At 54.3% G+C, this 23,806-nt stretch carries 21 protein-coding genes; 18 read left to right on the top strand and 3 right to left on the bottom strand.

Annotated features, from left to right (window positions below; genetic code table 11):
- Nucleotides 1-7: 7 nt before the first annotated feature.
- Together rbsD and kup are read right to left on the bottom strand one after the other, a co-directional pair.
- A complete protein-coding gene (gene rbsD / locus KHQ23_RS12665) occupies nucleotides 8-427 on the bottom strand; it encodes a D-ribose pyranase (protein WP_002882527.1) in 420 nt (139 codons plus the stop codon).
- Nucleotides 428-612: 185 nt separating this feature from the next.
- A complete protein-coding gene (kup, locus tag KHQ23_RS12660) occupies nucleotides 613-2,481 on the bottom strand; it encodes a low affinity potassium transporter Kup (protein ID WP_002882520.1) in 1,869 nt (622 codons plus the stop codon).
- A 217-nt stretch (nucleotides 2,482-2,698) separates the two neighbouring features.
- Between kup and ravA the strand changes: the two genes are divergently transcribed.
- On the top strand, nucleotides 2,699-4,198 hold the full coding sequence (gene ravA / locus KHQ23_RS12655; protein WP_004151555.1) for an ATPase RavA: 1,500 nt from the start codon (nucleotides 2,699-2,701) through the stop codon (nucleotides 4,196-4,198).
- Nucleotides 4,195-5,643 (top strand): ATPase RavA stimulator ViaA, encoded by a 1,449-nt coding sequence (gene viaA, locus KHQ23_RS12650; RefSeq protein ID WP_002882517.1) that lies wholly within the window; start codon nucleotides 4,195-4,197, stop codon nucleotides 5,641-5,643. The genes ravA and viaA overlap by 4 nt, the downstream gene beginning before the upstream one ends.
- A gap of 3 nt (nucleotides 5,644-5,646) precedes the next feature.
- Here the strand turns inward: viaA and asnA are convergent, their stop codons facing one another.
- Complete coding sequence (gene asnA / locus KHQ23_RS12645) at nucleotides 5,647-6,639, bottom strand: aspartate--ammonia ligase (protein WP_002882514.1); 993 nt, start codon at nucleotides 6,637-6,639, stop codon at nucleotides 5,647-5,649.
- 151 nt (nucleotides 6,640-6,790) lie between these two features.
- On the opposite strand from asnA, the gene asnC reads away from it, so the two are divergent.
- The 16 genes from asnC (at nucleotide 6,791) to pstS (ending at nucleotide 23,751) form a co-directional block, all read left to right on the top strand.
- Nucleotides 6,791-7,249, top strand: coding sequence for a transcriptional regulator AsnC (asnC, locus tag KHQ23_RS12640; protein ID WP_002882510.1), 459 nt, complete (start codon nucleotides 6,791-6,793; stop codon nucleotides 7,247-7,249).
- A 99-nt stretch (nucleotides 7,250-7,348) separates the two neighbouring features.
- Entirely contained in the window at nucleotides 7,349-7,789 is a 441-nt protein-coding gene (gene mioC / locus KHQ23_RS12635) for an FMN-binding protein MioC (protein WP_004144988.1), read from the top strand.
- Nucleotides 7,790-8,170: 381 nt separating this feature from the next.
- Complete coding sequence (mnmG, locus tag KHQ23_RS12630) at nucleotides 8,171-10,060, top strand: tRNA uridine-5-carboxymethylaminomethyl(34) synthesis enzyme MnmG (RefSeq protein WP_004144989.1); 1,890 nt, start codon at nucleotides 8,171-8,173, stop codon at nucleotides 10,058-10,060.
- A 115-nt stretch (nucleotides 10,061-10,175) separates the two neighbouring features.
- On the top strand, nucleotides 10,176-10,799 hold the full coding sequence (gene rsmG, locus KHQ23_RS12625; RefSeq protein ID WP_211776957.1) for a 16S rRNA (guanine(527)-N(7))-methyltransferase RsmG: 624 nt from the start codon (nucleotides 10,176-10,178) through the stop codon (nucleotides 10,797-10,799).
- Between the two features lie 616 nt (nucleotides 10,800-11,415).
- Complete coding sequence (atpI, locus tag KHQ23_RS12620; RefSeq protein WP_004144991.1) at nucleotides 11,416-11,796, top strand: F0F1 ATP synthase subunit I; 381 nt, start codon at nucleotides 11,416-11,418, stop codon at nucleotides 11,794-11,796.
- A gap of 7 nt (nucleotides 11,797-11,803) precedes the next feature.
- Nucleotides 11,804-12,619, top strand: coding sequence for a F0F1 ATP synthase subunit A (atpB, locus tag KHQ23_RS12615; RefSeq protein WP_004151552.1), 816 nt, complete (start codon nucleotides 11,804-11,806; stop codon nucleotides 12,617-12,619).
- A gap of 49 nt (nucleotides 12,620-12,668) precedes the next feature.
- The gene (gene atpE / locus KHQ23_RS12610) at nucleotides 12,669-12,908 is read left to right on the top strand and encodes a F0F1 ATP synthase subunit C (RefSeq protein ID WP_000429386.1); all 240 of its coding nucleotides are present in this window, start codon (nucleotides 12,669-12,671) and stop codon (nucleotides 12,906-12,908) included.
- Nucleotides 12,909-12,958: 50 nt separating this feature from the next.
- A complete protein-coding gene (atpF, locus tag KHQ23_RS12605) occupies nucleotides 12,959-13,429 on the top strand; it encodes a F0F1 ATP synthase subunit B (RefSeq protein ID WP_004107293.1) in 471 nt (156 codons plus the stop codon).
- A 14-nt stretch (nucleotides 13,430-13,443) separates the two neighbouring features.
- Nucleotides 13,444-13,977, top strand: coding sequence for a F0F1 ATP synthase subunit delta (gene atpH, locus KHQ23_RS12600; protein ID WP_004144994.1), 534 nt, complete (start codon nucleotides 13,444-13,446; stop codon nucleotides 13,975-13,977).
- Nucleotides 13,978-13,989: 12 nt separating this feature from the next.
- Nucleotides 13,990-15,531 (top strand): F0F1 ATP synthase subunit alpha, encoded by a 1,542-nt coding sequence (gene atpA, locus KHQ23_RS12595; RefSeq protein ID WP_004144995.1) that lies wholly within the window; start codon nucleotides 13,990-13,992, stop codon nucleotides 15,529-15,531.
- A gap of 50 nt (nucleotides 15,532-15,581) precedes the next feature.
- Nucleotides 15,582-16,445 carry a F0F1 ATP synthase subunit gamma gene (gene atpG / locus KHQ23_RS12590; RefSeq protein ID WP_004144996.1) on the top strand — a complete coding sequence of 288 codons (864 nt, stop codon included), beginning with the start codon at nucleotides 15,582-15,584 and terminating at the stop codon, nucleotides 16,443-16,445.
- Between the two features lie 26 nt (nucleotides 16,446-16,471).
- Nucleotides 16,472-17,854: a F0F1 ATP synthase subunit beta gene (gene atpD, locus KHQ23_RS12585; protein ID WP_004144997.1), complete on the top strand. Its 1,383-nt coding sequence runs from the start codon at nucleotides 16,472-16,474 to the stop codon at nucleotides 17,852-17,854.
- A gap of 20 nt (nucleotides 17,855-17,874) precedes the next feature.
- Nucleotides 17,875-18,294 carry a F0F1 ATP synthase subunit epsilon gene (locus tag KHQ23_RS12580; protein WP_001251971.1) on the top strand — a complete coding sequence of 140 codons (420 nt, stop codon included), beginning with the start codon at nucleotides 17,875-17,877 and terminating at the stop codon, nucleotides 18,292-18,294.
- Between the two features lie 696 nt (nucleotides 18,295-18,990).
- Complete coding sequence (glmU, locus tag KHQ23_RS12575; protein WP_004173839.1) at nucleotides 18,991-20,361, top strand: bifunctional UDP-N-acetylglucosamine diphosphorylase/glucosamine-1-phosphate N-acetyltransferase GlmU; 1,371 nt, start codon at nucleotides 18,991-18,993, stop codon at nucleotides 20,359-20,361.
- A gap of 183 nt (nucleotides 20,362-20,544) precedes the next feature.
- The gene (glmS, locus tag KHQ23_RS12570; protein ID WP_032415838.1) at nucleotides 20,545-22,374 is read left to right on the top strand and encodes a glutamine--fructose-6-phosphate transaminase (isomerizing); all 1,830 of its coding nucleotides are present in this window, start codon (nucleotides 20,545-20,547) and stop codon (nucleotides 22,372-22,374) included.
- A gap of 336 nt (nucleotides 22,375-22,710) precedes the next feature.
- Nucleotides 22,711-23,751, top strand: coding sequence for a phosphate ABC transporter substrate-binding protein PstS (gene pstS / locus KHQ23_RS12565; protein ID WP_004150308.1), 1,041 nt, complete (start codon nucleotides 22,711-22,713; stop codon nucleotides 23,749-23,751).
- The last annotated feature ends 55 nt before the right edge of the window (nucleotides 23,752-23,806 follow it).

Genomic DNA, 23,806 nt, shown 5'->3' with positions numbered 1-23,806 from the left:
GGCGACCTCAGAACGTGACGCCGGCACAGAGAATGATATTCGCAAACGGGGAACACTCCCCGCTGCGAATTACCGCCTGACTGTCTGCGGTTTGTTTTTTGAACTGCTCATGGCTGGTGTAACGAATTTCAATGGTATTTCCCTGGTGCTGCTGCAGCTGCTCGAGGTGAGTGAGCAACGTCGCGTGGAGCTGCGGATTATGGGTTTTAATCTCTTCCGCGATGACAGCCGCTTCAACCTGCATTTCCGTCGTCACCACTTCCAGCACCTGCATAAATGAAGGTACGCCCTGAGTCAGCGCCATATCAATGCGCGTGCTGCTGCGGGGAACCGGTAATCCGGCATCGCAGACCACCAGCGTATCGGTGTGGCCCAGGCGGGAAATGACCGCGGAAATATCAGCGTTAAGTACGGTGCCTTTTTTCATTTTTTCTCTTTTGCTCCACTAGCGAAACGTTTCGCTAAAATAATTATTATCAATGTGTGAGCAGAAAACCATCACCAGAAGAGAGAAATGTGATCGCCATCGAAACGTTTCGCGAGGCAGCGACAGGACATAACAACCGGAGTGAGAAACAAAAAGCCCTTCGCAATGGAAGGGCTTTTTTGACATCAGATTTCGACCTGGGTACCGAGCTCGATAACCCGGTTTGGCGGGATCTCAAACTGATCCGGCGCCCGCAGGGCGTTACGCTGCAGCAGCAGATAAAGCTTGCCGCGCAGGCGCAGATACCATGGCCGTTTGCCGATAATCAGCGACTCATGCGACATAAAGAACGAGGTCTCCATCATCCGGCAGCTGAGTCCTTCCAGGCCACAGCGGTGGAACACCTCTTCAACGTTAGGCGTTTCCCGCCAGCCGTAGCTGGCCACCACCCGCCAGAAAGACGGTGACAGCTGCTCAATCTGCACCCGGCGAACGTTATGCACGTAAGGCGCATCTTCGGTACGCAGGGTCAGGAGGATCACTCGCTCATGCAGCACCTTGTTGTGCTTCAGGTTATGCAGCAGGGCAAACGGGATCACGTTCAGGGCGCGGGACATATACACCGCAGTACCCGGCACACGCACTGGCGGTGACTTCTCCAGCGAAGAGATCATCGCTTCCAGCGAGTTGCCATGCTCGTGCATCCGGCGCAGCAGGCGGAAACGCTCGCTCTTCCAGGTCGTCATCACCGTAAACATGACCATCCCCAGGGACAACGGTAGCCAGCCGCCGGAGACAATCTTATCGAGGTTCGCCGAGAACAGCGGAATATCAATGCACAGGAAGGCCACCAGCATCAGACCGACAAACAGCTTGTTCCAGTGCCAGTTTTTGCGCGCCACGGTCGCCGACAGAATGGAGGTCAGCACCATGGTGCCCGTTACGGCGATACCATACGCCGCCGCCAGGTTAGACGAATGCTCAAAGCTGACGATAACGATGACCACAGAAACGTACAGCAGCCAGTTAATGAACGGAATGTAAATCTGCCCGGACTCCATTTCCGAGGTATGGATAATGCGCATCGGCGACAGATAGCCCAGACGCACTGCCTGACGGGTCAGGGAGAAGACCCCGGAAATCACTGCCTGGGAGGCGATAACCGTCGCCAGCGTGGCGATAATCAGCATCGGGATCAGCGCCCACTCAGGCGCCAGCAGGAAGAACGGGTTTTTAATCGCTTCCGGGTGCTTCAGCAGCAGCGCGCCCTGGCCAAAATAGTTCAGCACCAACGAGGGCAGCACGACGGAGAACCAGGCAACGCGGATCGGCAGTTTGCCGAAGTGGCCCATATCGGCGTACAGCGCTTCCACCCCGGTAATCGACAGCACCACCGCGCCAAGCGCAATAAAGGAAACGGTCTTGTATTGCAGGAAGAAGTGCACAGCCCAGTAGGGGTTCAGCGCCTGCAGAACTTCCGGATTAGCGTAAATGCTTCGCGCGCCCAGCACCGCCAGCAACAGGAACCAGATCAGCATAATCGGCGCAAACAGCTTGCCGACCATGCCAGTCCCGTGCTTCTGGATCACAAACAGCAGGGTGAGCACGATAATGGAGATAGGGACAATCCAGGTATCGAGCTGCGGGGCGATAATTTCTAACCCCTCTATCGCCGACATTACCGAAATCGCCGGGGTAATCACCACTTCGCCATAGAAGAAACTGCCGCCGATAAGGCCGAGGATCACCAGCACGGAGGTCATTCTGGCCGAAGTATTACGTCCGGCCAGCGACATCAGCGTTAAGATCCCGCCTTCCCCGGCGTTATCCGCCCGCATCACGAAGGTGATGTATTTAATCGATACGGTAAAGATTAACAGCCAGAAAATCAGCGACAAAAAGCCAAAAACGGCATCGCGCTCTACGCCAAAGCCAAACTGACCTGACAGGCATTCGCGCAGGGTATACAGTGGACTGGTACCGATATCGCCGTACACCACGCCGATGGCCGCCAGCGTTAACGCCGGCAACGATTGTTTATTATCAGTGCTCATAGACTAGTCTTTTCGTTTATAAAACAAATGTGTGCCTAGTCCCTTGGCCCACAAAAAGCGCACAGTATGCACGATTATTTGTGAAATCGTACCCCTAACAGACACCATATTAACCTGGCTCAAAAAAAATAAATCGATTCTTCAGGCTATTACCGCCCCGGCTCTAACATCTATACTCGTCCCAATAACGATACATGACAAAGCACGCAACTCAATTATGGCTCAAACACATTTACTGGCTGAAAGAATTTCCCGGCTCAGCGCGGCACTCGAAAAAGGACTCTTTGAACGCAGCCACGCGATACGCCTCTGCCTGCTGGCGGCGCTCAGCGGCGAGAGCGTTTTTTTGCTTGGTCCACCGGGGATCGCCAAAAGCCTGATTGCCCGCCGCCTCAAATTCGCCTTCCAGCAGGCGCGCGCTTTTGAATATCTGATGACCCGCTTCTCTACCCCGGAAGAGGTTTTTGGGCCACTGTCCATTCAGGCGCTGAAAGATGAAGGCCGTTACGAACGTTTAACCGCCGGCTACCTGCCGGAAGCGGAAATCGTGTTTCTCGATGAAATATGGAAAGCAGGTCCGGCTATCCTCAACACCCTACTGACGGCGATTAACGAACGTCACTTCCGCAATGGCGCGCATGAAGAGAAAATCCCAATGCGCCTGCTGGTGGCCGCGTCGAACGAACTCCCGGAAGCCGACAGCAGCCTGGAAGCGCTGTATGACCGAATGCTGATCCGTCTATGGCTTGATAAAGTGCAGGATAAAGGTAATTTCCGTTCGATGCTGGTCAGCCAGCAGGATGAAAACAGCAATCCAGTGCCCAGCGCGCTGCAGGTGAGCGACGAGGAATTTACCCAATGGCAGCAGCAGATCGGCAATATTAAACTGCCGGACGCGGTGTTTGAGCTGATATTCCAGCTCCGCCAGCAGCTGGACGCCCTGCCAAATGCCCCCTACGTCTCGGATCGCCGCTGGAAAAAGGCTATTCGCCTGCTGCAGGCCAGCGCCTTCTTCAGCGGCCGCGACAGCATCGCGCCGATTGACCTAATCCTGCTGAAAGATTGTCTGTGGCACAACGTCGAAAGTATGAACCTGATGTCGCAGCAGCTGGAAACGCTCATGACCTGTCACGCCTGGCAACAGCAGGCGATGCTGACGCGGTTGGGGGCGATTGTGCAGCGACGCATTCAGATCCAACAACAGCAAAGCGACAAAACGGCGCTGAAGGTCACCCGCCTTGGCGGGATGTTTAGCCGCAAACCGCACTATGAACTGCCGGCGGAGATCCAGGGGACCACCCTGACGCTGCTGCTGCAGCAGCCGCTCAAACTTCACGATATGGAAGTGATCCACATTACTTTTGAACGCGAGGCATTAGCCAACTGGCTGGAAAAGGGCGGCGAGATCCGCGGTAAGCTCAACGGGATCGGCTTTGCCCAACTACTCAATATGGATGTCGACACCAGCCAGCATCTGGTCGTCCGCGATGTGAGCCTGCAGGGCTCACGCCTCGCGCTGCCCGGCAGCGCAGCGCAGGAGAATATGCCGGCGGAAATTCGCCAGCAGCTGGAAGCGCTGGATGATGAGTGGCACCAGCAACACAACCGCTTCAGCGAGCAGCAAAAGTGCCTGTTTATCCCGGTCGAATGGCTGGGAAGAATCGAAGCCAGCCTGCAGGACGTCGGCGCGCAGATTAAACAGGCGAAGCAGCCATGACGCTCGATATGCTGAATGTCATGCTGGCAGTCAGCGAAGAGGGAATGATCGAGGAGATGCTGCTGGCGCTGTTGGCCTCTCCTCAGCTGGCGGTGTTCTTTGAAAAATTTCCCCGCCTGAAAAACATCATCGCGGCGGATATTCCGCGCTGGCGGGAAGCCGTTCGCGCCCGCTTAAAAGAAGTTAACATCCCGCCGGATCTGGACGCCGAAGTGCAAACCTATCAGCAGGCTCAGCTGCTCTCTACCTCGCAGTTTATCGTCCAGCTCCCGCAAATTCTCGGCAAACTGCACCAGCTCCAGTCCCCTTTTGCCGCCCAGGCGCAGAAGCTGGTGGATGACAATGCCACCTTTACCCCGGCGCTGCATACGCTGTTTTTACAGCGCTGGCGCCTGAGCCTGGTGGTGCAAGCCACCAGCCTTAACCAGCAGCTGCTGGACGAGGAGCGCGACCAGTTGCTCAGTGAGGTCCAGGAACGAATGACGCTCAGCGGTCAGCTCGATCCGGTGCTGGCGGAAAATGATACCGCCGCCGGACGCCTGTGGGATATGAGCGCCGGCGAACTCAAACGAGGCGACTACCAGCTGATCGTGCGCTATGGCGATTTTCTTAACCAGCAACCGGAGCTGCTGCAGCTGGCGGAACAGCTGGGGCGTTCAAGGGAAGCGAAATCCGTGCCGAAGAAAGATGCGCCGATGGAAACCTTCCGCAGCCTGGTACGCGAGCCGGCAACGGTGCCTGAACAGGTCGACGGCCTCCAGCAGAGTGACGACATTCTACGCCTGCTGCCGCCGGAGCTGGCGACGCTTGGCATCACGGAGCTGGAGTTTGAATTTTATCGCAAGCTGGTGGAGAAACAGCTGCTCACCTACCGGCTACACGGCGATGCCTGGCGCGAGAAAATTACCGAACGCCCGGTAACGCGGCAGGATTTTGATGAGCAACCGCGCGGGCCGTTCATTGTCTGCGTCGATACGTCAGGATCGATGGGCGGTTTTAACGAACAGTGCGCTAAGGCCTTTTGTCTGGCCCTGATGCGCATCGCGCTGGCCGATAACCGTCGCTGCTTCATTATGCTGTTCTCCAGCGAAGTGGTGCATTACGAGTTGACCAGCGAGAGCGGACTGGAGCAGGCGATCCGTTTCCTGAGCCAGCGTTTTCGCGGCGGCACCGATCTGGCCAGCTGTTTTCGCGCCATTATTGAACGTTTGCAAAACCCGCAGTGGGTGGATGCGGATGCCGTGGTGATCTCCGACTTTATTGCCCAACGGTTGCCGGATGAGGTGATTGCTCAGGTGGGGGAGTTACAGCGTAAGCATCAGCACCGTTTTCACGCGGTGGCGATGTCGGTTCACGGCAAACCCGGCATCATGCGCATCTTCGATCATATCTGGCGCTTTGACACCGGGCTGCGTAGCCGCCTGCTGCGACGCTGGCGGCGCTAATCGTTACAGCAGCGCGGAAACGCTTTCGCGAACCTGCGCCGGCCATACGCCGCACTGCACCTGACCGATATGGTCAAGCTGCAGCAACAGCATCGTCAAACGAGACTGGCCAATGCCGCCGCCGATAGTCTGCGGCATCTCGCCGCGCAGCAGCGCCTGGTGCCACTCCAGTTTCAGGCGATCTTCATCGCCGGTCAGCGCCAGCTGGCGCTTTAGCGCCTCGGCGTCAACGCGGATCCCCATCGAGGAGATCTCGAACGCATCCTCCAGCACCGGGTTCCACACCAGGATATCGCCGTTCAGGCCGGCAAAACCTTCAGAAACCTCAGTACTCCAGTCATCATAATCCGGCGCACGCACGTCGTGGCGCTTGCCATCAGCTAGTTTGCCGCCGATACCAATTAAGAAGACGGCGCCCAGCTCTTTGGCAATAGCCCGCTCACGACCTTTGGCATCAAGCTCCGGATAGCGGCTCAGCAGCTCCTGGCTGTGAACAAAATGGATCTGTTCCGGCAGGAACGGCGTCAGGCCAAACTCCTGGCTGACCGCCAGCTCGGTGGCTTTGATCCCGGCGTAGATCGCCTCGACGGTTGCCTTCAGGGTGCCGACGTGACGCTCTTCATCCCCCATCACGCGCTCCCAGTCCCACTGGTCAACATAGACGGAATGGATAGGCGTCAGACGGTCTTCATCGGGGCGAAGGGCTTTCATGTGCGTGTACAGCCCTTCGCCCGCGCTGAAGTCGTGTTGTCCCAGGGTTTGACGCTTCCACTTCGCCAGCGAATGAACCACTTCGAACTGGGCGTCGGGCAGTGTTTTCACTTTTACCTGAACCGCTTTCTCGCAGCCGGACAAGTTATCCTGCGTCCCATCGCCCACGCGGCTTAAGATTGGCGCCTGGACTTCAATCAGGCCAAGCTTCTCTTCCAGCTGACGGGAAAAGTGGGATTTAACGAAACTGATCTGGCGTTGTTTTGCGATATATGCGGTTTTCATTTTTATGACTCCTGCGTCCTGTTGCCATTGATTAAGCAACAAAACAGGGCGGCAATACAATAATCAATCAATAAAAAGGCGCATCAACTTTTAATTCATTAAAATATGGCGCTAAAATAGTAAGAACCCTCAAACTTCATAAGAAAAAGATATGGAAAATTATCAGATCGACAATCTGGACCGCGGCATTCTTGATGCGCTGATGGCCAACGCCCGTACCGCCTATGCCGAACTGGCCAAACAGTTCAGCGTCAGCCCGGGCACCATTCACGTGCGCGTCGAAAAGATGAAGCAGGCGGGTATCATTACCGGCGCGCGCATTGACGTCAGCCCCAAGCAGCTGGGCTACGACGTCGGTTGCTTCATCGGCATTATTTTAAAAAGCGCCAAAGACTATCCCTCCGCCCTCGCCCGCCTGGAAAGTCTGGAGGAGGTCACCGAGGCTTACTACACCACCGGCCACTACAGCATCTTTATTAAGGTGATGTGTAAATCCATCGATGCTCTGCAGCAGGTACTTATCAACAAGATCCAAACAATCGATGAAATTCAGTCCACTGAAACTCTGATCGTGCTGCAGAACCCGATCATGCGCACCATCAAGCCCTGATCGCTTTTTTTAATCCCACATTTTTCCACAGGTAGATCCCAGCTCGCTCACAGCGTACAATACGCCACTCTGAACAGTTGAGCGGGCGATCGGCGATCTATGGCAGACATTACACTTATCAGCGGCAGCACCCTGGGCAGTGCGGAATATGTAGCAGAGCATCTGGCGGAAAAGCTGGAAGAAGCCGGCTATAGCACTGAAATCCAGCACGGTCCGCTGGTGGACGATCTGCAGGCGCAAGGGATCTGGTTAATTATCTCTTCCACCCATGGCGCCGGCGACATTCCCGACAACCTGGTTCCCTTCTATGACGCGCTGCAGGAGAAGCAGGCCGATCTTTCCGCCGTGCGCTTTGGCGCTATAGGGATCGGCAGCCGCGAATACGACACCTTTTGCGGCGCGATCGATAAATTAGAAGCGGCGCTGAAGGCCTGCGGGGCAAAACAGATCGGTGAGACGCTGAAGATCAACGTCCTTGAACACGAAATTCCGGAGGATCCAGCGGAAATCTGGCTGGGATCCTGGAAAAATTTGCTCTGAGAATTGTAAAGATCGTCCGATCTTCTGTGGATAACCATGCTTAAAAGCTTGGATCAACCGGTAGTTATCCAAAGAATAACCGTAGTATGGTTTTTGAGCTGTGCATAACCCTTCATTCTGATCCCAGCTTATACGGACCAGGATCACCGATCATTCACAGATAGTGATCCTTCTTAAGCTTTTGATCTTACTTCGCGGATCCGACTTATCCACAAAGAGAGTCGATCCTAATAAGAGATCACAATAGAACAGATCTCTATATAAAGATCTTCTTTTTAATACTCAGGATCCCGGAGTCTTTCTCGAAAGACGAAAGTTGAGTAGAATCCACGGCCCGGGCTTCAATCCATTTTCATACCGCTTTATGCGAGGCAGACCACCATGTTTTATCAGGATCCTTTTGACGTCATTATCATTGGCGGGGGTCATGCAGGCACTGAGGCCGCAATGGCCGCAGCGCGTATGGGTCAACAAACCCTGCTTTTGACACACAATATCGACACGCTGGGGCAAATGAGTTGCAACCCGGCGATTGGCGGCATTGGGAAAGGACACCTGGTAAAAGAAGTGGATGCGCTCGGCGGTTTGATGGCCAAAGCGATCGATCAGGCGGGCATTCAGTTTAGGATACTAAACGCCAGCAAAGGACCGGCAGTGCGCGCCACCCGCGCCCAGGCTGACCGCGTGCTTTATCGTCAGGCAGTACGTACCGCACTGGAGAACCAGCCGAACCTGATGATCTTCCAGCAGGCGGTTGAAGATCTGATTGTCGAAAACGATCGCGTCGTGGGCGCCGTCACCCAGATGGGCCTCAAATTCCGCGCTAAAGCGGTAGTGCTGACCGTCGGGACCTTCCTTGACGGCAAAATCCATATTGGTCTGGACAACTACAGCGGCGGCCGCGCCGGCGATCCGCCGTCTATCCCGCTGTCTCGTCGTCTGCGTGAATTGCCTCTGCGCGTAAGTCGTCTGAAAACCGGTACTCCGCCGCGTATTGACGCGCGCACCATCGATTTCAGCGTGCTGGCGCAGCAGCATGGCGATAACCCGATGCCGGTCTTCTCGTTCATGGGATCCGCGGATCAGCATCCGCGCCAGGTACCGTGCTATATCACCCACACTAACGAGAAAACCCACGATGTGATCCGCAATAACCTCGATCGCAGTCCTATGTACGCCGGAGTGATCGAAGGGATCGGACCTCGCTATTGCCCGTCGATCGAAGACAAAGTCATGCGCTTTGCCGATCGCAACCAGCATCAGATCTTCCTCGAGCCGGAAGGACTGACCTCAAACGAAATTTATCCGAACGGTATATCCACCAGCCTACCGTTTGATGTGCAAATGCAAATCGTCCGCTCGATGCAGGGGATGGAGAATGCGCGGATCGTCCGTCCAGGCTACGCTATTGAGTACGATTTCTTCGACCCGCGCGATCTGAAGCCAACGCTTGAGAGCAAATTTATTCAGGGTCTGTTCTTCGCCGGCCAAATCAACGGTACCACCGGTTATGAAGAGGCGGCGGCTCAGGGGCTGCTGGCCGGACTTAACGCCGCCCGCTTCTCTGCGGAAAAAGAGGGCTGGGCGCCGCGTCGCGATCAGGCTTACCTCGGCGTGCTGGTAGATGACCTCTGCACCCTGGGTACCAAAGAACCATACCGCATGTTTACTTCCCGCGCTGAATATCGTCTGATGCTGCGCGAAGACAACGCCGATTTGCGTTTGACCGAACAGGGGCGCGAGCTGGGTCTGGTGGATGACGAACGCTGGGCGCGCTACAACGAGAAGCTGGAAAGCATCGAACGTGAACGCCAGCGTCTGAAATCCACCTGGGTGAATCCGCAGGCAGAGAGCGCCAACGAAGTGAACGCTCACCTGACCGCGCCGTTGTCGCGTGAAGCCAGCGGCGAAGATCTGCTGCGTCGTCCGGAAATGACCTACGAACAGCTGGTTCAACTCTCGCCATTCACCCCGGGACTGGAAGATCGTCAGGCGGCTGAACAGGTAGAGATCCAGGTGAAGTATGAGGGCTATATCGCGCGCCAGCAGGATGAGATTGAGAAACAACAGCGCAATGAGAATACCTTGCTGCCAGCGACCCTCGACTACCGCCAGGTCACTGGGCTGTCTAACGAGGTGATTGCCAAACTGAACGACCATAAACCGTCGTCGATAGGGCAGGCGTCACGTATCTCCGGGATCACCCCGGCGGCGATCTCTATTTTGCTGGTTTGGCTGAAAAAGCAGGGGATGCTGCGCCGCAGCGCCTGATTGCGGCTACCTGCCGCGCTGATTTCCCAGTTGCATAATCAGCGTTCGCCTTTATCATTCATAGCCCGGTAAGCGTTAGCGCCTCCGGGCTCATTATTTTTTGAAGGTACTTACCGTGCTCAACAAACTTTCTCGTCTGCTGGATGAAGCGGGTATTTCGCTCACCGATCACCAGAAAAATCAGCTGGTGGCTTACGTCGGACTGCTCGATAAGTGGAACAAAGCCTATAACCTGACCTCCGTTCGCGATCCGAATGAGATGCTGGTGCGTCATATTCTCGACAGCATCATCGTGGCGCCTTATCTGCAGGGCTCGCGCTTTATCGATGTTGGTACGGGCCCGGGGTTGCCGGGGATCCCGTTGGCCATCGTATGTCCGGAGTCACATTTCACCCTGCTGGACAGCCTTGGCAAGCGCGTGCGCTTCCTGCGTCAGGTGCAGCACGAGCTGAAGCTGGATAACGTCACCCCGGTGCAGAGCCGCGTGGAAGCCTTCCCGGCCGAGCCGCCGTTTGATGGCGTGATAAGCCGCGCTTTCGCATCGCTTAATGATATGGTGAGCTGGTGCCATCATCTGCTGGCAGCGAATGGTCACTTCTATGCGCTCAAAGGGTTAGCGCAAAAAGAAGAAATGGAAAGTCTGCCGGAAGGGTATGACATTGTCGAGGTGATTGAGCTGCATGTTCCTCGGTTGGAAGGGGATCGGCACCTGGTGGTGATTAAGCCAAAATCGAGTTAATTTTTATCAAAAAATGTGGAAAAAATGTGGCCCGCGCATGTTACAAAAATAAAGGACGTCCCCCGATATTAACGGGCTGCATTTAACCTTGTTTTTACTAAGGCTTTTCTTGCAGTTAACTTAGTGTAAGTGATTCACTGACAAAATAGTCAACTTTGAAAATATCAGGGTGCTAAAAATCGACAATGATGAACAGCATAGTGATGTTAAATTTTTATTATAAATGTCAATAAAAGGTTTTTATTGTATGTGAGGTTGTTTTAGATAATGTCCTCACTTTTTATCTTGAATATCAAAAGCATGAAAAATAGTGTTTTATGTCCTTGATTCATTAAAGGGCGCTTGAAATGTTTATTATGTGATCTGATGCACGCTTTAATTGCCGTGTTTCCTCGTTATTTGCAGTTTTGTATGACCGCTCACAGAACGCTGAAATGCACGGAAAGTTGTCCGTTGGAAAATAATTAAACATTTATTCACTATTTTGCTACTTATTGTTTGAAATCACGGGGCGTCACCGTATAATTTGTCCGCTTTTTGATGCTTGACTCTTCGTCTTAAAGGACGTTTTATACGACACGCGACATACCTCAAAGGGAGCAGGAGTAAAAACGTGATGTCAGTGTCGCTCTTGAGTCGAAACGTTGCTCGCAAGCTTCTGTTTATTCAGTTACTGGCAGTAATGGCAAGTGGACTGCTGTTCAGCCTCAAAGACCCCTTCTGGGGCATTTCCGCTGTATGCGGCGGTTTGGCAGTGGTCTTGCCAAATCTGATGTTTATAATTTTTGCCTGGCGTCATCAGGCGCATACACCAGCAAAAGGCCGTGTGGCCTGGACCTTCGCCTTCGGTGAAGCCTTCAAGGTGTTGCTGACCTTCGCCCTTCTGGCGGTGGCGCTGGCCGTTTTAAAAGTGGTATTTTTGCCACTGATCGTGACGTGGGTTTTGGTGCTGGTGGTACAAGTTCTGGCGCCAGCTGTAATTAACAACAAAGGGTAAAGGCATCATGGCTTCAGAAAATATGACGCCGCAGGATTACATAGGACACCATCTGAACAACCTTCAGTTGGACCTGCGTACATTCTCGCTGGTGGATCCGCACAACCACACAGCCACCTTCTGGACGCTCAACATTGACTCCATGTTCTTCTCGGTGGTTCTCGGTCTGCTGTTCCTTGCCATGTTCCGTAGCGTTGCTAAGAAAGCGACCAGCGGCGTACCAGGGAAATTCCAAACCTTCATCGAAATGATCATCGGCTTCGTCCATGGCAGCGTCAAAGACATGTACCATGGCAAGAGCAAGGTTATCGCGCCGCTGGCGCTGACCGTGTTCGTCTGGGTCTTCCTGATGAACCTGATGGACCTGCTGCCAATCGACCTGCTTCCTTATATCGGCGAACACATTTTCGGCCTGCCAGCACTGCGCGTGGTTCCGTCTGCCGACGTGAACATCACCCTGTCGATGGCGCTTGGCGTGTTCATCCTGATTATTTTCTACAGCATCAAAATGAAAGGCGTTGGTGGGTTCGTTAAAGAACTGACCATGCAGCCGTTCAATCACTGGGCGTTCATTCCTGTCAACTTAATCCTTGAAGGGGTAAGCCTGCTGTCCAAACCGGTCTCTCTCGGTCTGCGACTGTTCGGCAACATGTATGCCGGTGAGCTGATTTTCATTCTGATTGCTGGTCTGTTGCCGTGGTGGTCACAGTGGGTTCTGAATGTGCCTTGGGCCATTTTCCACATCCTGATTATTACGCTGCAAGCCTTCATCTTCATGGTTCTGACGATTGTCTATCTGTCGATGGCATCTGAAGAGCATTGATTTTTTACCAACACTACTACGTTTTAACTGAAACAAACTGGAGACTGTCATGGAAAACCTGAATATGGATCTGCTGTACATGGCTGCCGCTGTGATGATGGGTCTGGCGGCAATCGGTGCTGCGATCGGTATCGGCATCCTCGGAGGTAAATTCCTGGAAGGCGCAGCGCGTCAGCCGGATCTGATCCCTCTGCTGCGTACTCAGTTCTTTATCGTTATGGGTCTGGTGGATGCTATCCCGATGATCGCTGTAGGTCTGGGTCTGTACGTGATGTTCGCCGTCGCGTAGTAAGTTGTTAGAAACCTAAGCCACAGAGTTAATTAAAGAGGTATTGTGCTGTGAACATGAACGCAACAATCCTCGGCCAGGCCATCGCGTTTGTTATCTTCGTATGGTTCTGCATGAAATACGTATGGCCGCCTTTAATGGCTGCCATCGAAAAACGCCAGAAAGAGATTTCTGACGGTTTAGCTTCTGCAGAACGCGCTAAGAAAGATTTGGACCTTGCACAGGCCAACGCGACCGACCAGCTGAAAAAAGCGAAAGCGGAAGCCCAGGTAATCATTGAGCAGGCGAACAAGCGCCGCTCTCAGATTCTGGACGAAGCTAAAGCTGAAGCAGAACAGGAACGCACCAAAATCGTTGCACAAGCGCAGGCTGAAATTGATGCTGAGCGTAAACGTGCACGCGAGGAGCTGCGTAAGCAGGTCGCTATCCTGGCTGTTGCTGGCGCCGAGAAGATCATCGAACGTTCCGTGGATGAAGCTGCTAACAGCGACATCGTGGATAAACTTGTCGCTGAACTGTAAGGAGGGAGGGGCTGATGTCTGAATTTGTAACGGTAGCTCGCCCCTACGCCAAAGCAGCTTTTGACTTTGCCGTCGAACACAACAGTGTTGAACGCTGGCAGGATATGCTGGCGTTTGCCGCCGAAGTGACCAAAAACGACCAAATGGCAGAGCTTCTCTCCGGTGCTTTGGCGCCGGAAACGCTCTCAGAAGCGTTTATCGCTATCTGCGGCGAGCAACTCGACGAAAATGGCCAGAACCTGATTAAGGTGATGGCGGAAAATAATCGTCTGAAGGTGCTCCCGGACGTTCTTGAGCAATTCATTCACCTGCGCGCGGCCAGTGAGGCCATCGCAGAGGTAGAAGTAATATCTGCCAACCAACTGAGTGATGAACAGCTTGCCAGGATCGTCAGCGCGATGGAAAAACGTCTGTCACGCAAAGTTAAGCTGAATTGCAAAATCGATAAGTCTGTTATGGCAGGTATTATCATCCGTGCGGGTGATATGGTCATTGATGGCAGCGTACGCGGCCGTCTTGAGCGCCTTGCAGACGTCTTGCAGTCTTAAGGGGACTGGAGCATGCAACTGAATTCCACCGAAATCAGCGAACTGATCAAGCAGCGCATTGCTCAGTTCAATGTTGTGAGCGAAGCTCATAACGAAGGTACTATTGTTTCTGTAAGTGACGGTGTTATCCGCATCCACGGCCTTGCCGAATGTATGCAGGGCGAGATGATCTCCCTGCCGGGTAACCGTTACGCTATCGCACTGAACCTGGAGCGCGACTCCGTAGGTGCGGTGGTAATGGGTCCGTACGCTGACCTCGCCGAAGGCATGAAGGTGAAATGTACTGGCCGTATCCTGGAAGTTCCGGTAGGCCGTGGCCTGCTGGGCCGCGTGGTTAACACCCTGGGCGCGCCAATTGATGGTAAAGGTCCGCTGGAAAACGACGGTTTCTCCGCCGTTGAAGCGATCGCGCCGGGCGTAATCGAACGTCAGTCCGTCGATCAGCCGGTACAGACCGGTTACAAATCCGTTGACGCCATGATCCCAATCGGTCGTGGTCAGCGTGAACTGATCATCGGCGACCGTCAGACCGGTAAAACTGCGCTGGCTATCGATGCCATCATCAACCAGCGTGATTCCGGCATCAAGTGCGTCTATGTCGCTATCGGTCAGAAAGCGTCCACCATCTCTAACGTGGTGCGTAAACTGGAAGAGCACGGCGCGCTGGCTAACACCATCGTAGTGGTAGCGACTGCATCTGAATCTGCTGCACTGCAATACCTGGCGCCATACGCTGGTTGCGCAATGGGCGAATACTTCCGCGACCGCGGTGAAGATGCGCTGATCGTTTACGATGATCTGTCTAAACAGGCTGTTGCTTATCGCCAGATCTCCCTGCTGCTCCGTCGTCCGCCTGGACGTGAAGCGTTCCCGGGCGACGTATTCTACCTCCACTCTCGTCTGCTGGAGCGTGCTGCGCGTGTTAACGCCGAATACGTTGAAGCCTTCACCAAAGGTGAAGTGAAAGGGAAAACAGGTTCTCTGACCGCGCTGCCGATTATCGAAACGCAGGCGGGTGACGTTTCCGCATTCGTTCCGACCAACGTAATCTCTATTACCGATGGTCAGATCTTCCTGGAAACCAACCTGTTTAACGCCGGTATTCGTCCTGCGGTTAACCCGGGTATCTCCGTATCCCGTGTTGGTGGTGCAGCGCAGACCAAGATCATGAAGAAACTGTCCGGTGGTATCCGTACCGCGCTGGCGCAGTATCGTGAACTGGCGGCGTTCTCCCAGTTTGCATCCGACCTTGACGATGCAACCCGCAAACAGCTGGACCACGGTCAGAAAGTGACCGAGCTGCTGAAACAGAAACAGTATGCGCCGATGTCCGTCGCGCAGCAGTCTCTGGTTCTGTTCGCAGCAGAACGTGGTTACCTGGCTGATGTAGAACTGGCGAAAATCGGTAGCTTCGAAGCCGCTCTGCTGGCTTACGTCGACCGTGATCACGCTCCGCTGATGCAAGAGATTAACCAGTCCGGTGGCTATAACGACGAAATCGAAGGCAAGCTGAAAGGCATCCTCGATTCCTTCAAAGCAACCCAGTCCTGGTAACGTCTGGCGGTCTGTCTTAGGGCAGGCCGCAAGGCATTGAGGAGAAGCTCATGGCCGGCGCAAAAGAGATACGTAGTAAGATCGCAAGCGTCCAGAACACGCAAAAGATCACTAAAGCGATGGAGATGGTCGCCGCTTCCAAAATGCGTAAATCGCAGGAGCGCATGGCGGCCAGCCGTCCTTACGCAGATACTATGCGCAAAGTGATTGGTCACCTTGCGAACGGTAATCTGGAATATAAGCACCCTTACCTGGAAGAACGCGACGTTAAGCGCGTGGGCTACCTGGTGGTGTCGACCGACCGTGGTCTGTGCGGCGGCTTGAACATTAACCTGTTCAAGAAACTGCTGGCGGAAATGAAAGCATGGTCCGATAAAGGCGTTCAGTGCGACCTCGCAATGATCGGCTCTAAGGGCGTTTCTTTCTTTAACTCCGTGGGCGGCAACGTGGTTGCACAGGTGACCGGTATGGGGGATAACCCATCCCTGTCCGAACTGATCGGCCCGGTAAAAGTGATGTTGCAGGCCTATGATGAAGGCCGTCTGGACAAGCTGTACGTTGTCAGCAACAAATTTATTAACACCATGTCTCAGGTTCCGACGATCACTCAGCTGCTGCCGTTACCGGCATCAGAAGATGCTGATCTGAAACGTAAATCCTGGGATTACCTGTATGAGCCCGATCCGAAAGCGCTGCTGGATACCCTCCTGCGCCGCTACGTCGAATCTCAGGTTTATCAGGGCGTGGTTGAAAACCTGGCCAGCGAGCAGGCCGCCCGTATGGTGGCGATGAAAGCCGCGACCGATAATGGCGGCAGCCTGATTAAAGAGCTGCAGTTGGTATACAACAAAGCTCGTCAGGCCAGCATTACTCAGGAACTCACCGAGATCGTCTCGGGGGCCGCCGCGGTTTAACCAGGTTATTTCGTAGAGGATTTAAGATGGCTACTGGAAAGATTGTCCAGGTAATCGGCGCCGTGGTCGACGTCGAGTTCCCTCAGGATGCCGTACCACGCGTGTACGAAGCCCTTGAGGTACAGAATGGTAATGAAGTTCTGGTGCTGGAAGTTCAGCAGCAGCTGGGCGGCGGTATCGTACGTACCATCGCCATGGGTTCTTCTGATGGTCTGCGCCGCGGTCTGGATGTAAAAGACCTCGAGCACCCGATCGAAGTCCCGGTAGGTAAAGCAACGCTGGGTCGTATCATGAACGTACTGGGTCAACCGGTTGACATGAAAGGCGACATCGGCGAAGAAGAGCGTTGGGCTATCCACCGCGCGGCACCGTCCTATGAAGAGCTGTCCAGCTCTCAGGAACTGCTGGAAACCGGCATCAAAGTTATCGACCTGATGTGTCCGTTCGCGAAGGGCGGTAAAGTTGGTCTGTTCGGCGGTGCGGGTGTAGGTAAAACTGTAAACATGATGGAGCTGATCCGTAACATCGCGATCGAGCACTCCGGTTACTCTGTGTTTGCGGGCGTAGGTGAGCGTACTCGTGAGGGTAACGACTTCTACCACGAAATGACCGACTCCAACGTTATCGATAAAGTATCCCTGGTGTACGGCCAGATGAACGAGCCGCCGGGAAACCGTCTGCGCGTTGCGCTGACCGGCCTGACCATGGCTGAGAAATTCCGTGACGAAGGTCGTGACGTACTGCTGTTCGTCGATAACATCTATCGTTACACCCTGGCCGGTACTGAAGTATCCGCACTGCTGGGTCGTATGCCTTCAGCGGTAGGTTATCAGCCGACCCTGGCGGAAGAGATGGGCGTTCTGCAGGAACGTATCACCTCCACCAAAACCGGTTCTATCACCTCCGTACAGGCGGTATACGTACCGGCGGATGACTTAACTGACCCATCCCCAGCCACTACCTTTGCTCACTTAGATGCAACCGTAGTACTGAGCCGTCAGATCGCATCCCTGGGTATCTACCCGGCCGTTGACCCGCTGGATTCCACCAGCCGTCAGCTGGATCCGCTGGTTGTTGGTCAGGAACACTACGACACCGCGCGTGGCGTTCAGTCCATCCTGCAGCGTTATCAGGAACTGAAAGACATTATCGCCATCCTCGGTATGGACGAACTGTCTGAAGAAGACAAACTGGTGGTAGCTCGCGCGCGTAAGATCCAGCGCTTCCTGTCCCAGCCGTTCTTCGTGGCAGAAGTCTTTACCGGTTCTCCGGGCAAATACGTGGCGCTGAAAGACACCATCCGTGGCTTTAAAGGCATCATGGAAGGCGAATACGATCACCTGCCAGAGCAGGCGTTCTACATGGTCGGTTCCATCGACGAAGCCGTGGAAAAAGCCAAAAAACTTTAACGCCTTAATCGGAGGGTGATATGGCAATGACTTACCACCTGGACGTCGTCAGCGCAGAGCAACAAATGTTCTCTGGTCTGGTCGAAAAAATCCAGGTAACGGGTAGCGAAGGTGAACTGGGTATTTACCCGGGCCACGCGCCGCTGCTCACCGCCATTAAGCCTGGTATGATTCGCATCGTTAAACAGCACGGTCATGAAGAGTTTATCTATCTGTCCGGCGGCATTCTTGAAGTGCAGCCTGGCAGCGTGACCGTCCTGGCGGATACCGCAATTCGCGGTCAGGACCTCGACGAAGCGCGAGCGCTGGAAGCGAAACGCAAAGCGGAAGAGCACATTAAGAGCTCTCACGGCGATGTGGATTACGCTCAGGCGTCTGCGGAACTGGCCAAAGCGATCGCTAAACTGCGCGTTATCGAGTTGACCAAAAAAGCGATGTAACACCGGCTTGAACGTAAAAAGCCAGTCTGGGTTCCAGGCTGGCTTTTTTTATTGCCCGCTGCTGACGAGCGGATGAAGTGAAAACAGTATTCACCCTTAATTGTTATTGATTAGTTAAATGATGAGGCGTAAACTCTTTTTATGTGATGTATATCACAAAAAAGAGCGTTATAAACTGCACCTGCGTCAGGAAATCATCATGAAACTGTTCCATAAAATCATCGCTAAATTTAGCGTCCTGAGCTTCTAAGCTCCGCGCTATCTCGCCCGCTGACACGACGTATCGCCCATCAAAACGACAACACTGGCGATGTGAAACCGGGAAAAGAAGGTCACCTGATAGGTGGCCTTTCGTTTTTTATGGATAGCATCCATCACTTTACCGCCCTCCCCCGCCAGCGACTGGCGAATATTTATCCTGGTTCTTCCCGCTGTGGGTGCTGATAAACGCCTGCCGCTACGGCTTTATTCAGGTGGCGAAAAAACAGCAAAAGCAGTGAGATAGTTAATGATTCTCCACCCCGCCCTCCTTTTTCAGCGTTAAACTGATTTGCAGTGGTTAAAAATAGCGTCATAAAATGGGGTAAAACAGTGAGCCTGGACGTTTTCTCCACGTCTCGTTTTATGATGAAAAATATGTAGAAATTTCAACGTGAAAGGCTTTTACTTTTCGTTCTAACTACCGTCAGGATGAGTATGTCAAATAGTGCGATGAGCGTGGTTATCCTTGCTGCAGGCAAAGGGACCCGCATGTATTCCGATCTTCCTAAGGTGCTTCATACCCTGGCCGGGAAGCCAATGGTGCAGCATGTCATTGATGCCGCTAACGATTTAGGCGCATGTGCGGTACACCTGGTATACGGCCACGGCGGCGATCTGCTGCGTCAGACTCTGCATGAAGACAACCTGAACTGGGTGCTGCAGGCCGAGCAGCTCGGAACCGGGCACGCTATGCAGCAGGCGGCGCCATTCTTCAATGATGATGAAGACATCCTGATGCTCTATGGCGACGTGCCGCTGATCTCCGTTGAGACGCTACAGCGCCTGCGCGCCGCGAAACCACAGGGTGGGATTGGTCTGTTAACGGTGAAGCTGGATGACCCAACCGGCTATGGCCGCATTACCCGTGAAAATGGCCAGGTGACGGGCATCGTTGAGCACAAAGATGCCAGCGAGGCCCAGCGCCAGATCCAGGAAATCAACACCGGGATCCTGATCGCCGGCGGAGCGGATCTAAAGCGCTGGCTGGCGAAACTCACCAATAACAACGCTCAGGGCGAATACTACATCACCGATATCATCGCCATGGCGCACCAGGAAGGACACCAGATCGTCGCAGTGCATCCGCAGCGCCTGAGCGAAGTCGAAGGCGTCAACAACCGCCTGCAGCTTGCGCGCCTGGAGCGCGTCTACCAGGCGGAGCAGGCGGAAAAGCTGCTGCTGGCGGGCGTGATGCTGCGCGATCCGGCGCGTTTCGATCTGCGCGGTACGCTGCAGCACGGGCGCGATGTAGAGATCGATACTAACGTTATTCTGGAAGGCAACGTGGTGCTGGGCGATCGAGTGAAAATCGGCGCCGGCTGCGTGATCAAAAACAGCACCATCGGCGATGACTGCGAAATTAGCCCCTACAGCGTGGTGGAAGATGCCCAGCTGCAGGCGGCCTGCACCATCGGTCCATTTGCCCGTCTGCGCCCGGGCGCCGAACTGCTGGAAGGCGCCCACGTTGGTAACTTCGTGGAAATGAAAAAAGCGCGTCTCGGGAAAGGCTCCAAGGCGGGTCATCTGACCTATCTGGGCGATGCGGAGATTGGCGATAACGTCAATATCGGCGCGGGCACCATCACCTGCAACTACGATGGTGCGAACAAGCATAAAACGATTATTGGCGATGATGTCTTTGTCGGCTCGGATACCCAGCTGGTGGCGCCAGTCACGGTAGGCAATGGCGTTACTATCGCCGCCGGCACCACCGTTACGCGCAATATCGCCGATAATGAGCTGGTGTTGAGCCGCGTACCGCAGGTCCACAAACAGGGCTGGCAGCGTCCGGTGAAGAAGAAATAATTTGGATTATCGCCGGGGAAATTTTCCCGGCGAACCAGGATGAGAGGGTCAACATAGATCCCCGTCCGCAGGCAGTACCATAACAATAACCCCACTCTCTACAAGGCTCGGGGCGCCCGGAAAACGGGCAAATACAGGTCAGCGACAACGCATGGCATATCGCCATTATCAGGAAATTTAACTATGTGTGGAATTGTTGGCGCAGTCGCGCAGCGTGATATTGCTGAAATCCTTCTCGAAGGTTTACGTCGTCTGGAATACCGTGGCTATGACTCTGCCGGTCTGGCAGTGGTCGACAGCGAAGGTCATATGACCCGCGTGCGTCGCCTGGGTAAAGTTCAGATGCTGGCTCAGGCGGTAGAAGAGCAACCGTTACACGGTGGTACCGGGATCGCCCATACACGTTGGGCGACGCACGGCGAACCGTCTGAGAGCAATGCGCATCCGCATGTTTCTGAACACATTGTGGTGGTCCATAATGGGATCATCGAAAACCATGAGCCGCTGCGCGCCCTGCTGCAGTCTCGCGGCTATGTCTTCGTCACAGAGACCGATACCGAAGTTATTGCCCATCTGGTGCACTGGGAGCTGGAGCAAGGCGGTACCTTGCGTGAAGCCGTCCTGCGCGCTATCCCGCAGTTGCGCGGCGCTTACGGTACGGTGATCATGGATACCCGTGACCCGGGAACTCTGCTGGCGGCCCGCTCCGGTAGCCCGCTGGTAATTGGCCTGGGGATGGGTGAAAACTTTATCGCTTCCGACCAGCTGGCATTGCTGCCAGTTACCCGCCGCTTCATCTTCCTCGAAGAAGGCGATATCGCGGAAGTGACTCGCCGTTCGGTGGTGATTTTTGATAAGTCCGCTGCGCAAGTGAAGCGCCAGGAGATCGAATCCAATCTGCAGTATGACGCTGGCGATAAAGGTATCTACCGCCACTATATGCAGAAAGAGATTTTCGAGCAGCCGAACGCGATTAAGAACACCCTGACCGGGCGCATCAGCCATGGCGAAGTGGATCTCAGCGAACTGGGGCCCAACGCCAATGAAATGCTGGCTCAGGTTGAACATATTCAGATAGTGGCCTGCGGGACTTCCTATAACTCCGGGATGGTCTCCCGCTACTGGTTCGAAGCGTTAGCCGGCGTCCCGTGCGATGTGGAAATCGCCTCCGAATTCCGCTATCGCAAGTCCGCGGTGCGTCGCAATAGCCTGATGATCACCCTCTCCCAGTCCGGTGAAACCGCCGATACCCTGGCGGCGCTGCGTCTGTCGAAAGAGCTGGGCTATCTCGGCTCGCTGGCCATCTGCAACGTGCGGGGCTCGTCGCTGGTGCGCGAGTCCGATCTGGCGCTGATGACCAAAGCCGGAACGGAAATCGGCGTGGCCTCGACCAAAGCCTTTACCACTCAGCTAACCGTGCTGTTGATGCTGGTGGCGAAACTGGCGCGACTGAAAGGTCAGGATGCGTCTATCGAGCATGATATCGTGCACGGCCTTCAGGCTCTGCCGAACCGTATCGAGCAGATGCTCTCCCAGGACAAGCGTATTGAGCAGCTGGCAGAGCGCTTCTCTGATAAGCACCATGCGCTGTTCCTTGGCCGTGGCGATCAGTATCCGATCGCTATGGAAGGGGCGCTGAAGCTGAAAGAGATCTCCTACATTCACGCGGAAGCCTATGCGGCGGGCGAGCTTAAGCACGGCCCACTGGCGCTGATTGATGCGGAAATGCCGGTGATCGTGGTGGCGCCGAACAACGAACTGCTGGAAAAACTGAAATCCAACATCGAAGAGGTTCGTGCCCGCGGCGGTGAACTATACGTCTTCGCCGACGGTGAAGCCGGCTTCAACGGTAGCGATAACATGCACATCATTGAGATGCCGCATGTGGAAGAGACCATCGCCCCTATCTTCTATACGGTTCCGCTGCAGCTGTTGGCTTATCACGTCGCGCTGATCAAAGGCACTGACGTTGACCAGCCGCGTAACCTGGCGAAATCGGTAACGGTTGAGTAAAGCATCCTATCCTGCAAAGGGCTGCCGACGGCGGCCCTTTTTATTTGCACCTGCTGTTTTCCATCGATTACGTGCGCAATATTTTGGCTGGCGGTAGATGACAAACGATCGTTTTACGGTCCGATTTCGCCGTCATAAAAAGAAAATTATTTTGACATTGCACGGTCATGATTAAAGATAACCATCTGAGTTATAAGCGTATTATTTGGCGTAAAATCCACTCTCCCGGCATGTCATAAAACTGTCATAATTCGTACATTTTACTGTCACCTCTTTGACCTATTTTGCTCACCATAGCCTCGAAACAATGATTTACGAATCCCAGCAGGAGACATTATGAACGTTATGCGTACCACCGTCGCAACAGTTGTCGCCGCGACCTTATCGATGAGCGCTTTCTCTGCCTTCGCAGCAGCAAGCCTGACTGGCGCAGGCGCAACTTTCCCTGCGCCGGTGTATGCCAAATGGGCTGATACCTATCAGAAAGAAACCGGCAATAAAGTGAACTACCAGGGTATTGGTTCCTCTGGTGGCGTTAAGCAGATTATTGCCAACACCGTTGATTTCGGTGCTTCTGATGCTCCGCTGGCTGATGACAAACTGACTCAGGAAGGTCTGTTCCAGTTCCCCACCGTGATTGGCGGCGTGGTACTGGCGGTTAACCTGCCTGGCGTGAAATCTGGCGAGCTGGTGCTGGATGGCAAAACCCTCGGTGATATCTACCTGGGTAAAATTAAAAAATGGGATGACGAAGCGATCGCTAAGCTCAACCCGGGCCTGAAGCTGCCGTCGCAGAACATCGCCGTGGTCCGCCGCGCCGATGGTTCTGGTACCTCCTTCGTTTTCACCAGCTACCTGTCCAAAGTGAATGAAGAGTGGAAATCGAAAATCGGCGCCGGCTCTACCGTAAACTGGCCAACCGGTCTGGGCGGTAAAGGCAACGATGGTATCGCCGCCTTTGTTCAGCGTCTGCCGGGCTCGATTGGTTACGTCGAATACGCTTACGCTAAGCAAAACAACCTGGCCTACACCAAACTGGTCTCTGCCGACGGCAAGCCGGTTAGCCCGACTGAAGACAACTTCGCTAACGCCGCAAAAGGCGTTGACTGGAGCAAGTCTTTCGCTCAGGACCTGACCAACCAGAAAGGCGAGAATGCATGGCCGATCACCTCAACCACCTTCATCCTGGTGCATAAGGCGACGAACAAGCCGGAACAGACCGCTGAAGTGCTGAAGTTCTTCGACTGGGCGTATAAAAACGGCGGGAAAGAAGCGAATGCGCTGGATTACGCGACGCTGCCGGAAAGCGTGGTAGAGCAGGTTCGCGCGGCATGGAAAACCAACGTCAAAGACAGCAGCGGTAAAGCGCTGTACTAACAGTAGATTTTTGACGAAGATGGCGGGGGCGTTCAGGCGCTGCCCGCCCTACGGT

This window comes from Klebsiella sp. 64 (genome assembly GCF_018223915.1).
Classification (GTDB): domain Bacteria; phylum Pseudomonadota; class Gammaproteobacteria; order Enterobacterales; family Enterobacteriaceae; genus Klebsiella; species Klebsiella pneumoniae.
This window is presented reverse-complemented; position numbering and strand designations above follow the sequence as displayed.